The sequence below is a fragment of the Aeromonas sp. V90_14 genome (genome assembly GCF_029967615.1).
Taxonomy (GTDB): domain Bacteria; phylum Pseudomonadota; class Gammaproteobacteria; order Enterobacterales; family Aeromonadaceae; genus Aeromonas; species Aeromonas hydrophila.
Genome location: NZ_JASCAS010000044.1, coordinates 150,210 through 169,024, shown reverse-complemented (window position 1 = coordinate 169,024; position 18,815 = coordinate 150,210). Strand labels below are relative to the sequence as shown.

Sequence of the window (18,815 nt, the reverse complement as noted above, 5' to 3'; positions counted from 1 at the left end):
GGTGACGGCCATCGAAGATCGGATATGTGATTATTTTGCTGAAAACATAGACAAAACAGCTGCAATTTCATGGCGTGATCCTGCTCTCCATTTTTCCATGTGAAAACGATTACAACTTGGTTCGCTCAACTAGCAACAACAATAACGTCCTGTTTAAGCATGTTTTTATATGGCTGCGACTTGATTGACTCAAGGAGCAGCACGGCGTGGATACATGGATTGATAGAACACCTGGAGACACTCGCATGAACAAAATCGTTAACAGCATGATCGCAATGGGGTTTGCCCTTGGTATGGCAAATTCTGCTTTCTCGGCCGAGACACTGAAGCTGGGCTACCTGGTCAAGCAACCGGAGGAGCCCTGGTTCCAGACTGAATGGAACTTCGCCGACAAGGCGGGCAAGAATCTCGGCTTCGAGGTGATCAAGATCGCCGTCCCCGATGGCGAGAAAACCCTCAATGCCATCGACAGCCTGGCGGCCAACGGCGCCAAGGGCTTCGTCATCTGCACCCCAGACCCCAAGCTCGGGGCCGCCATCATGGCCAAGGCCAACAGCATGGATCTGAAGGTCATCACGGTGGACGATCAGTTCGTCAACGCCAAGGGCCAGCCCATGGAGCAGGTGCCGCTGGTGATGATGGCCGCCACCAAGATTGGTGAACGCCAGGGCCAGGAGCTCTACAAGGAGATGCAAAAACGCCAGTGGGACGTGAAGGCGACCGGGGTGCTTGCCATCACCGCCGACGAGCTCGACACCGCCCGCCGCCGGGTCGAAGGCTCCCTGAGCGCGCTCAAGGCCGCCGGTTTCCCCGAGGCCCAGATCTACCGCTCACCCACCAAGGCCAACGACATTCCGGGGGCACTGGATGCCGCCAACTCCATGCTGGTGCAGCACCCCGAGGTGAAGAACTGGCTCATCGTCGGCATGAATGACAACACGGTGCTGGGCGGCGTGCGCGCCACCGAAGGGCAGGGCTTCAAGGCCGAGAACGTCATCGGCATCGGCATCAACGGGGTGGATGCGGTGAACGAGCTCTCCAAGTCCAGCGCCACCGGCTTCCTCGGCTCTTTGCTGCCAAGCCCGGACGTGCACGGTTACAAGAGCATCCAGATGCTCCATGACTGGGTGGTCAACGGCGCCGAGCCGGCCAAGTTCACCGAGGTGACCGACGTGGTGCTCATCACCCGCGACAACTTCAAGGTCGAGCTGCAGAAGAAAGGTCTGTGATTGACGCCATCTAAACCCTGATACCGAGACCGGCATGGCGCAGTGCGCCATGCCGGTCGGCTGGAGTGAAACATGAATCAGTCAGTTCCTTATCTGGAGTTTTGCGGCATCAGCAAGGAGTTTCCCGGCGTCAAGGCGCTGAAGAACGTCTCCTTCTGCTGCCAGCAGGGCACGGTGCACGCGCTGATGGGGGAAAACGGCGCGGGCAAGTCCACCCTGCTCAAGATCCTGAGCGGTTTTCAATCGCCCACCACCGGGGTGGTGAAGCTGGCCGGCCAGGAGCGGGTCTTTCAGAGCACGGTCGATGCGCTGGAGAGCGGGATCGCCATCATCTATCAGGAGTTGCATCTGATACCCGAGATGACGGTGGCCGAGAACATCTACCTCGGTCAGCTGCCGACCCGGCGCGGGGTCATCGATCGGGAGAAGCTCTATCAGGATGCGGCCAGGCAGCTGGCGCGTCTCGGCATGGACGTCTCCCCCGAGACGCCGCTCAAGTACCTGTCGCTCGGGCAGTGGCAGATGGTGGAGATCGCCAAGGCGCTGACCCGGGATGCCAGCGTCATCGCCTTCGACGAGCCGACCAGCAGCCTGTCGTCGCGCGAGATCGAGCAGCTGTTTCGGGTCATCCGCCAGCTGCGTGACGAGGGCAAGGTCATTCTCTACGTCTCCCACCGGATGGACGAGATCTTCGCCCTGTGCGACGCCATCACGGTCTTCAAGGACGGCCAGTTCGTGCGCACTTTCGCCTCCATGGCCGAGGTGGATCGGGATCTGCTGGTCAAGACCATGGTGGGGCGCGAGCTGACCGACATCTATGGCTACAGCCCAAGGCCGCTCGGCGAGGCGGGCCTCAAGGTAGATAACCTGATGGGGCCTGGGCTCAAGGCGCCGGTATCCTTCGAGGTCAAACGCGGGGAGATCCTCGGCATCTTCGGGCTGGTGGGGGCCGGGCGCAGCGAGCTGATGAAGCTCATCTTCGGTGCCGACAAGATGCACAGCGGCGAGATAGCGGTGTTCGGCAAGCCGGTGCTCATCGGCAGTCCCATCGACGCCATTCGCAGTGGCATCATGCTCTGCACCGAAGACAGGAAGGCACTCGGCATCATCCCCATCCACTCGGTGCAGGAGAACATCAACATCAGTGCCCGCCGTCACCACGCGTGGGGGGGCTTCTGGATCAACCAGCAGTGGGAGGACGAGAACGCGAGGCTCAGGATCCGCGACATGCGGGTCAAGACCCCGTCTCCCCAGCAGGCCATCATGAACCTCTCCGGCGGCAACCAGCAGAAGGCCATTCTGGGGCGCTGGCTCTCCGAGGACATGAAGGTCATCTTGCTCGACGAGCCGACCCGCGGCATCGACGTCGGGGCAAAGAACGAGATTTACAACGTGATTTACGATCTGGCCAAGGTGGGCATCGCCGTGGTGGTTGTATCCAGCGAGCTGCCGGAAGTGCTGGGCATCGCGGACCGGATCATGGTCATGCGGGAGGGGGAGATCGCCGGCGAGCTTTCCCACGACGAGGCCAACGAGGTCAAGGCGCTCAATCTGGCCATGCCGGCCCGTTGATCTGCTGACCGCAACGAGATAGCACCCGGAAACTTCAGGAGAAATACCATGACAACTACTACCTCAGTCGGCCAGGCCGCCAGCGCCGCGACGGCCAGCGGCTCCCGCCTGCAACTGGCCCGCGTCTGGGATCAATACGGCATGCTGGTGATCTTCGCCATCCTGTTCCTGCTGGCCTGCGTGCTGGTACCCAACTTCGCCAGCCTGATCAACATGCGCGGGCTCGGGCTCGCCGTCTCCATGTCGGGCATGGTGGCCTGCGGCATGCTGTTCTGCCTCGCCTCCGGCGAGTTCGACATGTCGGTCGGTTCCGTGGTGGCCTGCTCCGGCGTCGCCTGCGCGGTGGGCATCAACGCCACCGAGAGCATCCCCCTCGGCATTCTGGCCGGTCTCTCGGTGGGCCTTGTCTTTGGCCTCATCAACGGCATCGTCGTTGCCAAATTCAAGATCAACGCCCTCATCACCACCCTTGCCACCATGCAGATGGCGCGCGGGGTGGGCTACATCATCTCCGACGGCAAGGCGGTGGGCATCGTGGAGGAGGGCTTCTTCGAGCTTGGCAACTCCGCCCTGCTCGGCATCCCGACGCCCATCTGGCTGACGGCTGTCTGCTTCGTGCTGTTCGGGCTGCTGCTCAACAAGACCACCTTCGGGCGCAATACCCTGGCCATGGGGGGCAACGAGGAGGCGGCGCGCCTGGCCGGGGTGAACGTGGTGCGCACCAAGATCATCATCTTCACCATGACCGGGCTGATTGCCTCCATCGCCGGCATCATACTCGCCTCGCGCATGACCTCGGGCCAGCCGATGACCTCTATCGGCTTCGAGCTGGTGGTGATCTCCGCCTGCGTGCTGGGAGGGGTCTCCATGAAGGGGGGGATCGGCAAGATCTCCTACATCATCGCGGGGGTGCTGATCCTGGGGCTGATGGAGAACGCCATGAACCTGCTCAACATCTCCCCGTTTGCCCAGTACGTGGTGCGTGGCCTCATCCTGCTCGCCGCCGTGCTGTTCGACCGCTACAAGCAGGTGCGCAAGGCGCGTATCTGATCCCTGTCCAACTGCAGGCCCGCGCGTTGCGGGCCTGCCGAGGGTTGTCCCCTGGCGCACGACACATCCCGTTGTGAGCCAGTTCACCAATTTCACACGGCGCCACGCGCCGGATAGCGCGTTCTCAAGGTGAGTCTTTACAATGGCCCAAGCCGATTTTTTTACCCAAGCGCTGTTTTCCGCCATGTCCTCGATGCAAAAAGAGAAGCCGAAACAACTCAACCCCCTGCTGCCGGGCTATGCCTTCGACGTCTTCCTGGTCTCGGGCATGACCCCCATAGAGCAGGGGAGTGCGCTCGACTTCATCATCGACCGCCCTCAGGGGATGAAGGGCTTCATCGTCAATCTGACCATCAGGGGCAAGGGGCAGATCTTTCAGGGGGAGCAGGCCTTCACCGTGGAGCCTGGCGATCTGCTGTTGTTCCCACCCGCGGCCGTGCACCATTACGGCCGGGCGCCGGATGCCCAGGAGTGGTACCACCGCTGGGTCTATTTCCGGCCGCGGGCCTACTGGGCCGACTGGCTCAAGTGGCCGCAGGTGACGGAGCGGGTGGGGCGATTGCAACTGGCGGACGCCACCTTGCTCGCCGAGTTCGATGCCCTCTTCCTTGACATTGAAGAGACCCACCAGCAACTGCGGCCCATGTCGGAGCAGCTGGCCATGAACCTGCTGGAGCGGCTGCTCATTCGCTGCTACGAAGCCTCCTCCCTGGATGCCTATCCCGCCATCGACCATCGGGTTCACCAGGCGTGCCAGATCTTAAGCGAGTCGCTCTGCGCCGAAATCTCGGTGGAGGCGCTGGCCGAGCAGGTGTTCTTGTCCCCCTCGCGCCTCGCTCACCTGTTTCGCGAGCAGGTGGGGGTGAGCATAGTGCGCTGGCGCGAGGATCAGCGCATCATGCGGGCCAAGCTGCTGCTGCAGACCACGCCGCTGTCGGTGGCCACCATCGGCCAGCAGGTGGGCTATGACGATCAGCTCTACTTCTCGCGTGTGTTTCGAAAGCGGGTGGGGGTCAGTCCCACCGAATATCGCAAGTGCGCCACCCCGCTGTGACCCCTCTTGCCTGAGGCTGCGGCCCATCTTGTCCATTCAGCATTCACCCCATGATGGGGTGGCTGCCTGGGGCTGCTGCTTTCTTCATCACTCCTCGTCGATAGCGGCGAAGCGCTCCACCAGATAGTCGATGAGGGCCCGCACCGAGGGGAGCAGGCCGCGCCGGGAGGGGAACACGGCGTGGATGAGCTCGGGCTTCGGCTCCCAGGCGGGCACCACCTTGACCAGGGTGGCGGCGGTCAGCTGCTCCTGCACCATCAGCAGCGGCAGCTGCACCACCCCGACCCCGGCCAGCGCCGCACTGCGCAGCGCCACCATGTCGGTGGTGACGAAGCGGGGCTGGTGGGTGAGGTCGGCATGCGCCCCTTGCGGCCCGAACAGCGACCAGAGGTAGTGCTGCCGCGGTGCCCCCAGCCCCATGCTGGGCCAGCCGTGCAGATCCGCCGGCGCGGCGGGCAAGCCCTGCTGTGCGACGAGTGCCGGGCTGGCCACCAGGCACTGGCGACGCTGTGCCAGTATCCGGATCACCAGCTCGCTGTCCTGCAGCGGCGGTGGCCTGACCCGGATGGCCACATCGACCCCTTCGGCGATAGGGTCGACCCGCCGATTGGTCCCCTCCAGCTCGACCCTGATCTGCGGGTGACGGGCCATGAAATCCGCCAGCATGGGGCCGATATGGGTATGCAGCAGGGCGATGGGGCAGCTCATGCGGATGAGCCCGCAGGGCTCGGCCCGGGTCATCTCGATGGCGGCCTGCGCCGCCTCGGCCTCCACCAGCATCGCCTTGCAGTGCTCGTAGTAGGTGCGGCCCAGCTCGGTCACCGCAAACTGGCGGGTCGAGCGTTGGAGCAGCCGCACGCCGAGCCGCTCTTCGAGCAGTGCGATGCGGCGGCTGAGACGGGATTTGGGCATGCCGATGGCGCGGCCGGCGGGGGCAAAGCCGCCGTGATCCACCACCTGGACGAAATAGTAGAGATCGTTCAGATCTTGCATAGGGTGCTCTCATCGTTCCAAAAATAGGACGCTGATGCCCAATTTAGCAGCCTACCCACCTGTTCGTCTCGAAACTATGCTGTCTCCAGTGTTCAATTCCACCGGATATGTCAGGAGCGACAGATGAAAAAGATCCTCGGCGTTTACAGCGCACCCCGTCCTCACTGGGTAGGCGACGGCTTTCCCGTCCGCTCTCTCTTCTCCTACAACAGCCACGGCAAGCAGTTGAGTCCCTTCCTGCTGCTCGACTATGCCGGCCCGGCCAACTTTACGCCGACCAGCCGGCCGCGCGGGGTGGGTGAACATCCCCATCGCGGTTTCGAGACGGTGACCATCGTCTACAAGGGCGAAGTGGCGCACCGGGATTCGACCGGTCAGGGCGGCGTGATAGGCCCGGGCGATGTGCAGTGGATGACTGCCGGCGCCGGTATCCTGCACGAAGAATTTCACGCCCCGGCCTTCAGCGAGTCGGGCGGTGAGCTCGAGATGGTGCAGTTGTGGGTGAATTTGCCGAGCCGTCACAAGATGACGCCGCCCGGCTACCAGCCCATCCTGGCGGGCGACATTCCGACGGTGGCACTGGCCAGCGACGCGGGGTCGGTGCGGGTCATCGCCGGCGAGTTTGAGGGGATCCGTGGTCCGGCCCATACCTTCAGCCCTCTGCATGTCTGGGATCTGCGTCTGGTGCAGGGCAGTGTCAGCACACTCGAGTTGCCCGAAGGCTGGACCGGCGCGCTCATCGTGCTCAAGGGGACCGTGCAGGTCAACGGCAGTGCCATCGCCCGGGAGGCGCAGATGGTGGTGCTGGACCGGGCAGGGCGGCAGGTGGTGATCGAGGCAAACAGCGACGCCACTGTGTTGCTGCTGAGCGGCGAGCCCATCGAGGAGCCCATCGTGGGTCACGGCCCCTTCGTGATGAACAGCCATGAGGAAATAGTGCAGGCCATCGATGACTTCAACAGCGGCAGATTCGGCGTGATGCCGGAGTGATAAATGGACAAGGCCCTCGCATGAGGGCCTTGTTTTTATGAGGCTGCGGATCAGCGCTGACGGGCCTTGAACCTGGGGTTGCTCTTGCAGATCACGAACAGCTTGCCGCGGCGGCGGACAATCTGGCAATCGGGATGGCGCGACTTGGCCGATTTGAGGGAGGAGAGGACTTTCATGACTGCGCTTTTCCTTTGTTGAAGAACTGACCGAAACGCTGGCCGAAACGGGCGACCTGACCTTCCTTGCTCACCTGCTTCTGCTTGCCGGTATAGAAAGGGTGTGACGCACTGGAGACATCCAGCGTCACATAGGGGTAGGTGTTGCCGTCTTCCCACAGCTTGGTGCGATCGGTCTTGAGGGTGGAGCCCACCAGAAAATAGGTGTTGGCGGTCAGGTCGTGGAACAGAACCTGACGGTACTCGGGGTGAATGTCGGGACGCATGATGCTGGCCTCATAATCTGATTGTTATAACATAACAAATGAATCATGCCTTTGTTGAGAATGAATATCAACAATTTTTTGTCTTGTGTGATGCTGGGGCGATAGACCGAACGAGGTTCTGCCTCTACGGCAAGCAGGGTAACCGGCCGGGTTTGGTGATGCCGCAGCAGGGTTGGCAACAAGAGGTTGATGATGGGCTTTACTTTTGATTTTTACTGTATAAAAATACAGTTATAAATCATGGAGAAGTATCCTATGCGTCTGGAAATCATCATCGACAAAAAACATCAGGTGCCCACCTCGACCATGGAGGCGCTGCGTCAGGAGCTGCTCAAGCAACTGGGCGAGAAATTCCCCGACCTGCATGTGCGGGTCGCCCCCGGCAGCGCCATGGCACTGACGGTCAGCCGCGCCAGCAAGGAGGACAAGGAGCTGGCAGAAGCCATGGTGCAGGAGGTGTGGGAGAATGCCGACAGCTGGATGCCGGAGAATGTTGCCTCCTGAGCCCGCGGGTCGGGCGTCGAATACATGCAATCTGGATGGACAGAAAAAACGCAGCCCAAGGCTGCGTTTTTTGTTGCTGCTGGGATGAGCTCCCGAGCCGATGGTGCGTCAGCACTCAGCCTTTAATCCTCAACCGTCAAAGCCCGGCCCAGCGTTTGAGGCTGTTGACCTGCACCCGCTGATCGGCCTGGGCGATGTCGCCGCTGGCGCGCAGTGCCTTGAGGGCGACAGGCAGGGCGGCCCGTACTTCGCTGGCCGTCATGCCGGCCTGCAGGGCCGGGTGATAGGCGAGCTTGAGCAGCACGTAATCGAGCCCGGTCGGGAAGCTGTCGATGCTGTTGTCGTTGAAGATGGAGGGGAACACCTTGTCCGAATCGTTGGGCAGTCCCATCACCTGGGTGAGTTCTTCCACCACGCAGTCGAGAAAGCGCCCCTTGGCGCGGCTGTAATCCACCGGAATGATGATTGTGGCACGGGCCATCTCGCGGCGGGTATTGGTGGTGAAGTTGGCCATGCAGAGCCCCTCCTTGAGCGCCGTCTTGACGGAGGCATCCTGCCCCATGGTGCGCTTGGCCCAGCTCGCCATCTTGGCGCGTTCGGTCATGATCAGCGTGATGTTGGGCCGCTCGCTGACCAGGGCGATGGGGCGACCTATGATGCCGGCCAGATGCTGGCTCTGTACTCTGACCACCTCGCTTTGCAGCGCCTTGTCGCCAAATTCGTTGACCAGCTTGAGCCGGATGGGCTGCTCCCAGCGGGAGAAGTGCACGTTCTGTTCGTGGCCGTACTCCCGCTTCATGGCGACCTCGAAGAAACTCTCGGTGAGATAGGCATCGCTCTGCCAACGCTCGGCGGCTTGCAGCCAGGGGCTCAGCAACAGGAGCACCACCAGCCAGCGGCCGAGCGGCCGGCGCCGGCCTGAGTGGTGCACGGCAAGGTAACGGCGCAATGAAGTCATGTCTCCTCCTTGAAACAGTCGGGATCAGCGCGTGGCCCGTTCGAGATCGCGCCAGGTGAGCCAGAGCCGCAGATCAAACTCCAGTTGATGATAGTCGGGCTCCATATGCTGACAGAGCTGATAAAAGCCCTTGTTGTGATCCTTCTCCTTCAGGTGGGCCAGCTCGTGCACCACGATCATCTTCAGGAAGGCCGGGTGGGCCTCCTTGAACAGGGCGGCGATGCGGATCTCGTTCTTGGCCTTGAGCTTGTTGCCCTGTACCCGGCTCACATAGGTGTGCAGGCCGAGGGCATCCTTGATCACGTTGATCTTGCCATCGAAGATCACCTTGGAAAGGGGCGCCGAGCTTTTCAGGTAGCGGTTCTTCAGCTCCATGGTGTAGGCGAGCAGCGCCTTGTCACTCTGGATGAGGTGGGTCTCTGGATAACGCTTGGCCAGCACGTCCCCCAGCTTGCCCGCCGCGATCAGCTGTTGCACCTGGGCCTTGAGGGGCTCGGGGTAGCCACCGAGGTAGGTCAGTTCCGCCATGTCTGCATTACTCGTCATATCAAAAGAGCGCCATTGTAGTCAGCGTGCAGTCGCTTGCCTACCGTTTCGGGCCTTGCCTGCGTTGGCGCAATGAAAAGGGCCGTCATCGCGGGATGACGGCCCTGTTCGGTCAAGGGGGCTCAGCGCCTGCGATAGAGGCCCGGATCCACCTCTTCATACTGGTTCACCAGATATTGATAGAAGGCGAGGCTGGAGGGGGAGCTGGGCTTTTTGAGCTCATCGGCCACCCGATCCGGCTTGGCGATGATGAACTTGGGACTCTGGCGCTTGAGGTCGGCCAGCACCCGCTCGCGCACGTCGTAGGGCGGGTTGACGTTGGCAAAGAAGAGGTAGGCGGAGGCCGGCTGGCGATCGGTCCAGAGGTAATATTGCGGCTGGATGCCGTCTACCCAGATCTTGTCGGTGGGGCTGGTTTCGGCCTTGATGCGATCGACCCGTACCTGGGCCGGCGGGTTGAACGGCGTGCCCTTCAGGGTGCCTTCCCAGGCATTGTTGAGCAGCAGGGCCAGCATGGCGAGCGAGGCGAGCCAGGGGGTGGCGCTGCGCACATCCCAGGCGCGCCACAGGGGCACCAGGATGAGCACCGGCAGGGCCCACAACAGGCTGTTGCCGAGCACTTCGCGCACCCGTTCCAGCGACCACTCCTTGGTGCTCCAGCCGTAACCCAGCTGCTGGGCCAGCAGCCAGCTGGCGGTCAGCACCACCAGCGAAATGCAGAGCAGGCCGAGGCCATCGGCCTGCTGTTCGCTGCGATCCAGCAGGCAGGCGAGCGGCAGCAGGGCCAGCGGCAGATAGAGCACATCGTAGTGATCGAACACGTGGCCGGAGACCGAGTTGGCGATCAGGGTGAAGATGACCCCAAACAGGGTGGCGCACAGGGCCGGCAGATACCACTCCTGACGGCGTCCCATCATCAGCACGATGAAGGCGGGCAACAGCATGATGAGGCCGGTACGCAGCAGGCCGACACTGCCCACATCCGGCGAGAAGCCGTTGCCGTAGCTCCCCTCGAAGAAGATGTCGAAGGCGTAGTATTTGAATTCGGCCAGCAGGTTATGATGCTGGAAGTAGGCCAGCAGCGGGCCGCCAACCAGTGCCAGCCCCAGCAGGCTGGAGCAGAGCAGGGAGAGGGCGCAGCGCCACTGTTCGCGCAGGCACCAGTGGCAGAACAGCACCAGATACCAGGCACCCCAGAAGGCGCCGTTGTTGGTGCGCATCCAGGCAACGATGGCAAAGGTGAGCGCGGCCACCAGCGCCGGTCCCCAGCTGCAGCGCTTGTCCAGCAGCATGGTGATGAAGGCCCACTGGGCGATGAGGGCCAGATGGAACGTCCAGTCCTCGGTCATGTTGCCGTAGTAGTAGCGGGTGCCGTAGAGCGCCAGTATCGCCAGCATGCTGCCGAGCCGGGCCCGCAGCGAGAGGCCGAGCTGGCCGAACGCCTGCCAGCTAGCCAGCAGCCCCAGCCAGCAGAGTGCCCACTCCAGCAGCCAGATCCCGAAGAAGCCACCGACGCCGTAGCCGAGGGCGTCGAGGGCGAAGATCATGGGGCCCTTGATGTCGATCATGTCCCGGTAAAGCACGCCCCCTTCGCTCCACATCTTGCCCATCACTGCAAACAGCGAGGCGTCAAAGCCTGGCGCCATGCCGTGGAACAGCGGGTTGCGCAGGCAGAACAGCAAGGCCAGCAAGCCGGTGAGCAGGATCACCAGCGGCCGCAGGCCCGGATTGACGCGAGGAGGGGTAAAACGGATGGCATGATTCATGGGTGACCTGTTCCTGCTGGGAAGTCTCGAAAGCGGGCCTATCTTGCCGAGCCTGACAGCACGATGCAATGGGCGAGGGGAATGTGCTTGAAATAATTTGTAAAAGTGCCGCTTTACGGCATGAAAGCGGCACGTTTTCTGACAAAACCGGCTAAAGCGACCTGGCGGGCCATCGCCAAATGGCCCGCCAGATCCTTACCGGGTAGACGGCCCCTGATACTCCACCAGTGCCGGCGCAGCGGCGAGTTCGGGCAGGTAGCGAGCCCAACGGATGAAGGCATCCGCCAGGGTGATGCCGAGCTCCTGGTTGTGCTGGGTCAGGGTGCGGGCCAGCGCGGTGTAGCCCTCCTTGCCGGAGGCGGTGTAGGCGCTGGAAACCCCCCGATAGATGGCGTCGGCCTCGACCGGCTGCCACTGGCCGGGGGCGCGCTCCCACTCCAGCCGGGTGATCCGGCGCCCCTTGGGCTGGTCTGCCTGATAACAGAAGCGCACGCCGGCGGTATAGGGGAAGCTGCCGCTGCCATTGCCCGTCACGCCGTTGTTGGTGGCGTTGTCGATGGCCCCCTCCAGCGCCTCGGCGAGCTCATGGCCGTGCACCCGATAGAGGGTGAGCGGGATGGCGAAGGGCAGCAGGCGGCCGGCGATGTCCGCTTCGCTGAGCGGTCCGGGTTCGAGGGAACAGCGCACCCCGCCGGCATTGTGCAGGGCGAAGTCCACCTGACCGACCTGCTCGCGGGCCCCGGCCAGCATGGCGCTGGCCACCAGGGGCGCCACCTGGCTGCCGGCCGGCAGGCTGGCATCGGGCAGCCGCTGATGGTGCAGCGGCCCGCCAAGGCGGGTCACGATGCGCTGGGTCATGGTCTCGAGCTCGGGCCGGTAGCGTTTGGCCAGCAGTTGCTCGAGCGCGGGCGCCGGCTCGCAAAAATGCAGCCCGGCCGGCGGCGTCGAGGCAAACGGCCAAGGCTGCCAGGGCAGCCACTCCAGCTGGCCACGGCTGCGCGCTACCCGGCCGTGCTGGTCAAACGTCAGCTCGCACACCCCGAGGCAGAGGGCGCTGTGGGCGGCGTGCAGGATGGCGACGCCGTTTCGCATCAGCGGATAGCTGCCCTCGCTCGCCAGACCGAGCGGCGCCAGATCCCCCAGCAGGCTGTGGGTGTGGCCGCCGATGATGAGGCTGAGCTCGGGGAAATGCTCGGCCAGCTGTTTGTCCTGCTCCAGCCCAAGGTGGCTCAGCAGAATGATGTGGCGGATGCCGGCGGCCTTGATCTCTGCCAGCGCGGCCTTCAGGGTCTGCTCGATGCCGTGAAAGCGGGTATGGGGATCGGGGCTGGCGATGGCCGCCATCTGCGGCAGCGTGATGCCGAGCAGGGCGAAGGGCACGTCGTCGATGATGCGCTGGTGCCAGGGACGGCTGGCATCATACAACTGGGGCAGGCCGCGCAGCCGCAGCGGGGCGTCGACGGGCTCCTGGCTGCTGTCGAGGTTGGCAGCCAGCACCGGAAAGTCGAGCTGGCGCAAAAACTCCACCAGCGGCCCGTTGCCCAGATCGAACTCGTGATTGCCGATCACCATGGCGTCCGGTCGCAGCAGGCTCAGCAGGTCGGCGTTGGCGCGCCCCTTGAAGCGGTTGAAATAGAGCGAGCCCTGGAAGGTGTCACCGCCGTGCAGGAACAGGCAGGTCTGGCCCGCCGCGTCGGCTTGTCGGCGCAAGGCGTTGAGCCGGGTCAGGATGCGGGCGTAGCCGCCACACTGGGTGCGCCACTCGGACTCGCCTGCGGGGGCGAAGCGCATGGGAGCGCCATCGAAATGGGAGTGGCAGTCACTGAAGTGGGCAAGTTGAACCGTAATACTCATCTCGGTCCTCCTTAGAGAAAAAAGAGCACCGAGTCTACTCCAATGGCGGGGGGAGATACCAGCCCGGCTGCAGGCCGGGCTGGTCGAGCGAGATAGAGGCGGGGCATCCGCTCAGGGAGCCCCGGCCAATTTAGGCGGGCACCATGATCTGGGTGGCGAGGATCACCACCAGCAGGCCGACCGCGACCGGCACCGAGGTGCGCTTGACCACTTCGAACGGAGAGAGGTTGCCCATCCCCGCACAGGCGACCACCACCCCGGAGACCGGCGAGATGGTACGGCCCAGGTTGGAGGCCTGCAGCATGGGGATCACCAAATAGGCGGGGTTGACGCCGAGGCTGGTGGCGAGATGGGGAATAAGCTCCACGAAGGCGTAGAAGGGGGCGTTGCCGGACCCCGTGGTAAAGGCGGCCAGGGTGGTGATGACCACCAGCACCAGCATGATGACGATGCCGCCGGTACCAAAGCTCTGGGCCAGATCCAGGAGGTTGGCGATGAAGCCGAGCCCCATCAGGCCCTGGGCAAACACCCCGGCACCCACCAGCAGCATCACCACGCCGGCGAAGGCATCGGCCATGCTGCGCCAGCACACCTGCAGCCCGTCCAGCAGCTCTTTGCCGTTGCGCTTGCGGGCCAGCTCCAGCAGGGCGGCCAGCACCAGGCAGATGACGATGATGGTGACGATGTCGAGCTTGGGCCCGAGTTTGCCGTCAAACAGCAGCACCCCGATGATGGGAGTGAAGGGCAGGATGGCGTAGAAGCCGGGGGCATCGGTGATGAGATCGCTCGGGGCGACCGCCTCGTTGTGCTCGCCGGCCTTCTGATCCAGATAGCGCTGCCAGAAGAAGTGGGTCACCGCCATGGCGGCGATGGCCACCAGCGAGATGGGCAGGGTCAACTTGAAAGCAAAATCGAGCAGCTCCATGTTGGCGGCCTGGGCGGCCATCACCACGTCCCCGGAGGTGGGGGCCAGGATGATGGCGGCCGGTGAGGCGCACACCGCCGCCGCGGCGCCACGGGAGATCCCCATGTTGACCATCAGCGGGAACAGGGTGGCCATCAAGAGCACGCCCAGACCGGTGGCGGAACTCACCGCCAGCGACATGGCGCAGGCCACCAGATAGGCGGCAACCAGCAGGATGTAGGGGGACTTGATGATGCCAAGCGGCTTGCTGGCCAGCTTCACCAAAATGGTGTTGGCGCCGATGTGGCTCATGTAGCCGGCGAAGCCGCACAGCACCATGATGAGCATGCCGAGGCCACCGCCCCGATCCACCAGCAGGAAGCGCACGTATTCGAAGATGTCGGTGGCCACGTGGCCGGTGGAGGTGACGCTGGTGGGCAGCACCGCCTTGCCCATCAGGGCGGTGATCGCCAGCAGCAGCAAGCCGCCGCTGAGCAACACCCCGGTGGCCGAGTAGCCCTTGAAGATGTAGCGACCCACAGCCAGGGTGACCAGGGTGCCGATAAGGAGTTCCATCATAGAGTGAGTTCCTGAGTACGAATGAAGGTGGATGCATTCCTGGCGTCAACTTGGAGGTTAATCTGGCCAATCCCGAAATGTATCGACATAAAACTCGGCGATTATTATCCAATAAGGGGTATCTCACCATGATGTTGCGCATCACTTGTGATCTTGCTTGCAAATCAATGGCGGTGCGGGGTTGCGACTTGTCAACCTGACACTTAGGCTTTGTGACGGGAGTAGGTGACAGTCGCGGGGATCGCGGTTAATCTCCTGCTTCGAGTATTAATGCGTTGATTATTAATTAAAATAACAACCCCGCCAGCAACGAGGTCAAGGCAGCAGAGATGGGAATGGTCAGCAAAGTTTTCATGGTGGCATTGATGTTGTTCGCCGCCACGGCCGGGGCCGAGAGTTCCCATTACACCGGTATCAAGGCGGTGCCTGACATCAAGGTCGACTTTCAGTTTTATCGGGTTTCCGGACCGGACGTGGCGAGCCTGGCACGCCAGATGACCAACGCGGGCACAGCCCGGGCCAACGGCCACATCGGCATGGCCAGTTACCAACTCTCCTGGCAGTTGCAGACCCGTCCCGAGGCGCAGCGCTGCGAGCTGGAACAGGTCAGGGTCACCACCCGGATCAAGGTGATGGTGCCGAACTGGATGGACAAGGCCAGGGCCTCCGCCGCCGAGCGCCAGAAGTGGGACAAGCTGGTGGCCGCCATGTTCGACTACGAGAGCCGCCACAAGGATATCTTGCTGGAGAGTGTCAGCCAGCTCGGCATCCAGCTGGCACAGCTGCCGGTGGAGCGCGACTGCGCCGCCCTGGAATATCAGGCCTGGCAACGGGGGCAGGGGGTACTGGCCAGCTCGCGCCAGCGTTTCAGCCAGTTGCAGCAGCAGACCGATCACGGTCGCAAGCTGGGGCTTAACTGGCCAAAGGGCATCTGAGCCCGACAGGATTTGAGCGAACAAAAAGGGCTCCCGCTGGGGAGCCCTTTTTGTTGTTGCGCCTTGCCGAGCATCTGAATGCTCACTGGAGCGGCTTGCCCTTGAGCAGCTTGCGTACCCAGTAGCGGGCCGGGTGGAGCGCCTCCAGCAGATCGGCTGCCAGCGGCAGCGGATCGCCGCAGATCTCGCTGGCCAGCAGCTCGCCGCAAAGGGGGGCCGAGCAGAGTCCCCGCGAGCCGAGTGCCCCCAGCACATAAAGACCGGGATGCAGCGGCAACGGCGCCGCGTTTTGCTGATCGCCCTGCAGTCCGGCGTAGTGATCCGCCAGGTTGGCCAAGCTGGCGACTGGCCCCACCACCGGCAGGTGATCCCGGCTGGCACTGCGCACGCCGACCCGGGCCTGATTGCCACTCACATCCACCTCGGCGGGCCAGCTCTGCTGTGGCAGGCAGGCTTGCAGTCGCGCCTGGTTCTGGGCCTGTTCGTCGGCGCGAAACCCGAGGTCGGTCTGATTGCGACCATAGCTGGCCCCGATGCAGTGGTGATCGTGGTGGGCCGGGGTGAGGTAGCCATCGTAACAGAGCACGGTGTTGAGCTTGCTCAAACTCGCCGAGGTCGGTACATGGCTCACCTGGCCGCGCACCGGGTAGAGCGGCAGCTCGGCAAAGGGAATGAGCGCAGGCAACTGATGGCCGGCAGCCACCACCAGATTGGGGGCTTGCCAGCGGCGCCCGTCACGACTCTCGACCTGCCAGCCATCGGTCTGTTCGGCCATGGCGACCACCTCGGTATTGAACGCCACCTCAAGCAACCCGCGGGCCTGCGCCTCCTTGATGGCGGCGCGGGTGAGATCCGCCGGGCAGAGCCAGCCCCCCTGCGGATAGCTGACGCCACCGTGACCGCAGGGCAGGCCGATCACTTGCTCAACCTCCGGCTCGGAAAGTACCTGCATCAGTTCGGGCGGGAAGGGGCCTTGTGCCATCTTGGCCAGCTTGGCGGCGGATTTGTCGTCATAGCCGAGCTGGGTGACGCCGCACAGCGAGAAGGCGACGGGGTGGCGCTCGGCCAGGGCCAGCAGTCGGCTTCTGGCGAAGCCGAAGGCCAGGGAATAGAAGCGCGACAGGGCATCGTGCTCGCCGTTGAGCAGCGGGTAGAGGGCCCCTTGCCGATTGCCGGAGGCGCCGGTCGCGGCCTCGCCATCCTGGCACAAGAGCGTCACCCTGCGGCCTCGCTCCACCAAGGAGAGTGCGGTCATGGCCGAGGCGATGCCGCCACCTATGATCAGCACCTCGCCCGCGCGGCCGGCGGGTCTGGCATACCAGGGGGCGATGGTCTGCTGTGGCTGTTTCTCTGCGCGCTCCCCGGCCAGCATCTCCCGCTTGCTGCCGTGGCCCTTGACCTTCTTCATGGCAAAGCCGGCGGCAATCAGGCCGCGGCGCACGAAGCCGGCGCAGGTAAAGGTGGCAATGGAGGCGTCGGGGCGAGCGAGACGGGCCAGGCCATCGAACAAGGCTTGCGTCCACATCTCGGGGTTCTTGGCGGGGGAGAAGCCATCCAGATACCAGGCATCCACCAGCCCGCCCTCCTGATGGGGGACTTGCGGCAACATCTCCTTGATGTCGCCAAACCAGAGATCGAGCCGGATGCGGCCCTTGGCAAACTGCAGGCGATGGCAGCCCTGGACTGGCAGCGGCCACTGGGCGATGAGATCCTGGCTCAAGGGAGCGAGCTCGGGCCAGGCGGCCAGCGCCTTGCGCAGATCCTCCCGGGTCAGCGGGTATTTTTCGAAGCTGATGAAGTGGAGGTGGGCACCGTTGCCGGATTGGGGCGCCTGTTCCAGAAAGGCGGCCATTGTCGCCAGAAAGTTAAGACCTGTGCCGAAACCTGTCTCACCTATCACGAAAATGTCACTATCGTGATGCGAAAATCGCGCTGGCAGCCGATTTTGCTGCAAAAAGACGTAGCGGGTTTCACTTAGACCGTTATCATTGGAAAAGTACACATCCCCGAACTCACTGGAGACTGGAGTTCCCGCTTCATTCCAGTCCAATCGGGCATGATGTAAGGATGTTTGACTCACGTTTTCCTCTGCTCGCGTCACAAAATCGCGGGCATTCTACGTGAAAGCAGACCAGTTTGGCAGCCGAAAGCGGGTAGACTTGGCGCCAGTTTTTCCAGACGAGATGAATTAATGAGAAGAGCAGTGATCACCGGTATCGGCGTCATCTCCAGTATCGGCAACAACAAGGAAGAAGTGCTGGCCTCCCTGAAAGCAGGCAAATCTGGCATCACCTATTCCGAGCAGTTCGAACAGTACAACCTGCGCAGCCGTGTCTGGGGTAACATCAAACTCGACCCGTCTGAACTGATCGACCGTAAAGTCATGCGTTTCATGGGCGATGCAGCGGCGTACGCCTATCTCTCCATGCAACAGGCCATCGAAGACGCCGGTTTGCCGGAAGAGATGGTGTCCAACGAGCGTTCCGGTATCGTGACCGGCTCCGGTGGCGCCTCCGGCAAGAACACCTCCGAGTCTGCGGATATCGCTCGTGAGAAGGGCGTCAAGCGTGTGGGCCCCTACATGGTGCCGCGCACCATGTCCTCCACCACCTCCGCCTGCCTGGCCACCCCGTTCAAGATCAAGGGTGTCAACTACACCATCAGCTCCGCCTGCGCCACCTCTGCCCACTGCATCGGTCACGCTCTGGAACTGATCCAGCTCGGCAAGCAGGACATCGTCTTCGCCGGCGGCGGCGAGGAGCTGGACTGGTCTTCCACCATCCAGTTCGATGCCATGGGCGCCCTGTCCACCAAGTACAACGACACCCCGGAAAAAGCCTCCCGTACCTATGATGCGGATCGCGACGGTTTCGTCATCTCCGGTGGTGGCGGCATTCTGGTGGTCGAGGAGCTGGAACACGCCCTGGCCCGTGGTGCCCACATTTATGCCGAGATCACCGGTTACGGTGCTACCTCCGATGGCTATGACATGGTCGCGCCGAGCGGTGAAGGCGCGGTGCGTTGCATGAAGATGGCGATGCAGGGTGTCGGCAAGGTGGATTACATCAACACCCACGGTACCTCCACCCCGGTCGGTGACACCAAGGAGCTGGAAGCCATCCAGACGCTGTTTGGCAGCAATGCGCCCAAGCTCTCCGCCACCAAGGCCATGACCGGTCATGCCCTGGGCGCCGCCGGCGTGCACGAGGCCGTTTACTCCCTGCTGATGATGGAACACGGCTTCATCGCCCCCAGCATCAACATCGAGACCCTGGACGAGAAGGCCGAAGGCCTGCCCATCGTGCGCGCGTACGAAGAGGCGGATCTCAATACCGTCATGTCCAACAGCTTCGGCTTTGGCGGGACCAACGCCTCCCTGGTGTTCAGCAAGTTCAAGGCTTGATGAGCCCACCATGAGTCGAAAAAAAGGCGCCGCAAG

17 protein-coding genes are annotated in these 18,815 nt (G+C 62.9%); 8 read left to right on the top strand and 9 right to left on the bottom strand.

What is annotated here, in order from left to right; translation table 11 throughout:
• Window positions 1-245: 245 nt before the first annotated feature.
• The 4 genes from QLG02_RS18455 (at window position 246) to araC (ending at window position 4,905) form a co-directional block, all read left to right on the top strand.
• Entirely contained in the window at window positions 246-1,229 is a 984-nt protein-coding gene (locus tag QLG02_RS18455; protein ID WP_077095933.1) for an arabinose ABC transporter substrate-binding protein, read from the top strand.
• A gap of 72 nt (window positions 1,230-1,301) precedes the next feature.
• Window positions 1,302-2,801, top strand: a complete 1,500-nt coding sequence (gene araG / locus QLG02_RS18450; RefSeq protein WP_282465842.1) for an L-arabinose ABC transporter ATP-binding protein AraG — start codon at window positions 1,302-1,304, stop codon at window positions 2,799-2,801.
• A 48-nt stretch (window positions 2,802-2,849) separates the two neighbouring features.
• On the top strand, window positions 2,850-3,851 hold the full coding sequence (gene araH, locus QLG02_RS18445; RefSeq protein WP_282465841.1) for an L-arabinose ABC transporter permease AraH: 1,002 nt from the start codon (window positions 2,850-2,852) through the stop codon (window positions 3,849-3,851).
• 142 nt (window positions 3,852-3,993) lie between these two features.
• Entirely contained in the window at window positions 3,994-4,905 is a 912-nt protein-coding gene (gene araC, locus QLG02_RS18440) for an arabinose operon transcriptional regulator AraC (protein WP_051773361.1), read from the top strand.
• A gap of 87 nt (window positions 4,906-4,992) precedes the next feature.
• On the opposite strand, the gene QLG02_RS18435 is transcribed toward araC, so the two are convergent.
• Complete coding sequence (locus tag QLG02_RS18435; RefSeq protein ID WP_139389917.1) at window positions 4,993-5,898, bottom strand: LysR family transcriptional regulator; 906 nt, start codon at window positions 5,896-5,898, stop codon at window positions 4,993-4,995.
• 123 nt (window positions 5,899-6,021) lie between these two features.
• Here QLG02_RS18435 and QLG02_RS18430 point away from each other — a divergent pair, with 123 nt between their 5' ends.
• Window positions 6,022-6,888, top strand: a complete 867-nt coding sequence (locus QLG02_RS18430) for a pirin family protein (protein ID WP_282465840.1) — start codon at window positions 6,022-6,024, stop codon at window positions 6,886-6,888.
• Window positions 6,889-6,938: 50 nt separating this feature from the next.
• On the opposite strand, the gene ykgO is transcribed toward QLG02_RS18430, so the two are convergent.
• Together ykgO and QLG02_RS18420 are read right to left on the bottom strand one after the other, a co-directional pair.
• Complete coding sequence (gene ykgO / locus QLG02_RS18425) at window positions 6,939-7,064, bottom strand: type B 50S ribosomal protein L36 (RefSeq protein WP_005300174.1); 126 nt, start codon at window positions 7,062-7,064, stop codon at window positions 6,939-6,941.
• Window positions 7,061-7,330 (bottom strand): type B 50S ribosomal protein L31, encoded by a 270-nt coding sequence (locus QLG02_RS18420; protein WP_010634187.1) that lies wholly within the window; start codon window positions 7,328-7,330, stop codon window positions 7,061-7,063. Before QLG02_RS18420 ends, ykgO begins: the two co-directional genes overlap by 4 nt.
• Before the next feature lie 255 nt (window positions 7,331-7,585).
• On the opposite strand from QLG02_RS18420, the gene QLG02_RS18415 reads away from it, so the two are divergent.
• Window positions 7,586-7,834, top strand: coding sequence for a DinI family protein (locus QLG02_RS18415; RefSeq protein ID WP_275202117.1), 249 nt, complete (start codon window positions 7,586-7,588; stop codon window positions 7,832-7,834).
• Window positions 7,835-7,970: 136 nt separating this feature from the next.
• Here QLG02_RS18415 and QLG02_RS18410 read toward each other — a convergent pair whose 3' ends face one another.
• The 5 genes from QLG02_RS18410 to dcuC form a co-directional block, all read right to left on the bottom strand.
• A complete protein-coding gene (locus tag QLG02_RS18410) occupies window positions 7,971-8,792 on the bottom strand; it encodes a DUF2927 domain-containing protein (RefSeq protein WP_282465839.1) in 822 nt (273 codons plus the stop codon).
• Between the two features lie 24 nt (window positions 8,793-8,816).
• The gene (locus QLG02_RS18405) at window positions 8,817-9,320 is read right to left on the bottom strand and encodes a M48 family metallopeptidase (protein ID WP_044799844.1); all 504 of its coding nucleotides are present in this window, start codon (window positions 9,318-9,320) and stop codon (window positions 8,817-8,819) included.
• 140 nt (window positions 9,321-9,460) lie between these two features.
• Window positions 9,461-11,104, bottom strand: coding sequence for a hypothetical protein (locus tag QLG02_RS18400; protein ID WP_282465838.1), 1,644 nt, complete (start codon window positions 11,102-11,104; stop codon window positions 9,461-9,463).
• A 195-nt stretch (window positions 11,105-11,299) separates the two neighbouring features.
• Complete coding sequence (locus QLG02_RS18395) at window positions 11,300-12,958, bottom strand: bifunctional UDP-sugar hydrolase/5'-nucleotidase (protein ID WP_282465837.1); 1,659 nt, start codon at window positions 12,956-12,958, stop codon at window positions 11,300-11,302.
• A 130-nt stretch (window positions 12,959-13,088) separates the two neighbouring features.
• On the bottom strand, window positions 13,089-14,441 hold the full coding sequence (dcuC, locus tag QLG02_RS18390; RefSeq protein ID WP_016350497.1) for an anaerobic C4-dicarboxylate transporter DcuC: 1,353 nt from the start codon (window positions 14,439-14,441) through the stop codon (window positions 13,089-13,091).
• A 335-nt stretch (window positions 14,442-14,776) separates the two neighbouring features.
• Between dcuC and QLG02_RS18385 the strand changes: the two genes are divergently transcribed.
• Window positions 14,777-15,376, top strand: coding sequence for a DUF922 domain-containing Zn-dependent protease (locus QLG02_RS18385; protein WP_162498574.1), 600 nt, complete (start codon window positions 14,777-14,779; stop codon window positions 15,374-15,376).
• 82 nt (window positions 15,377-15,458) lie between these two features.
• Here QLG02_RS18385 and mnmC read toward each other — a convergent pair whose 3' ends face one another.
• Window positions 15,459-17,477 (bottom strand): bifunctional tRNA (5-methylaminomethyl-2-thiouridine)(34)-methyltransferase MnmD/FAD-dependent 5-carboxymethylaminomethyl-2-thiouridine(34) oxidoreductase MnmC, encoded by a 2,019-nt coding sequence (gene mnmC / locus QLG02_RS18380; RefSeq protein ID WP_282465836.1) that lies wholly within the window; start codon window positions 17,475-17,477, stop codon window positions 15,459-15,461.
• 90 nt (window positions 17,478-17,567) lie between these two features.
• On the opposite strand from mnmC, the gene fabB reads away from it, so the two are divergent.
• On the top strand, window positions 17,568-18,779 hold the full coding sequence (gene fabB, locus QLG02_RS18375) for a beta-ketoacyl-ACP synthase I (RefSeq protein WP_016350500.1): 1,212 nt from the start codon (window positions 17,568-17,570) through the stop codon (window positions 18,777-18,779).
• Window positions 18,780-18,815 lie beyond the last annotated feature (36 nt).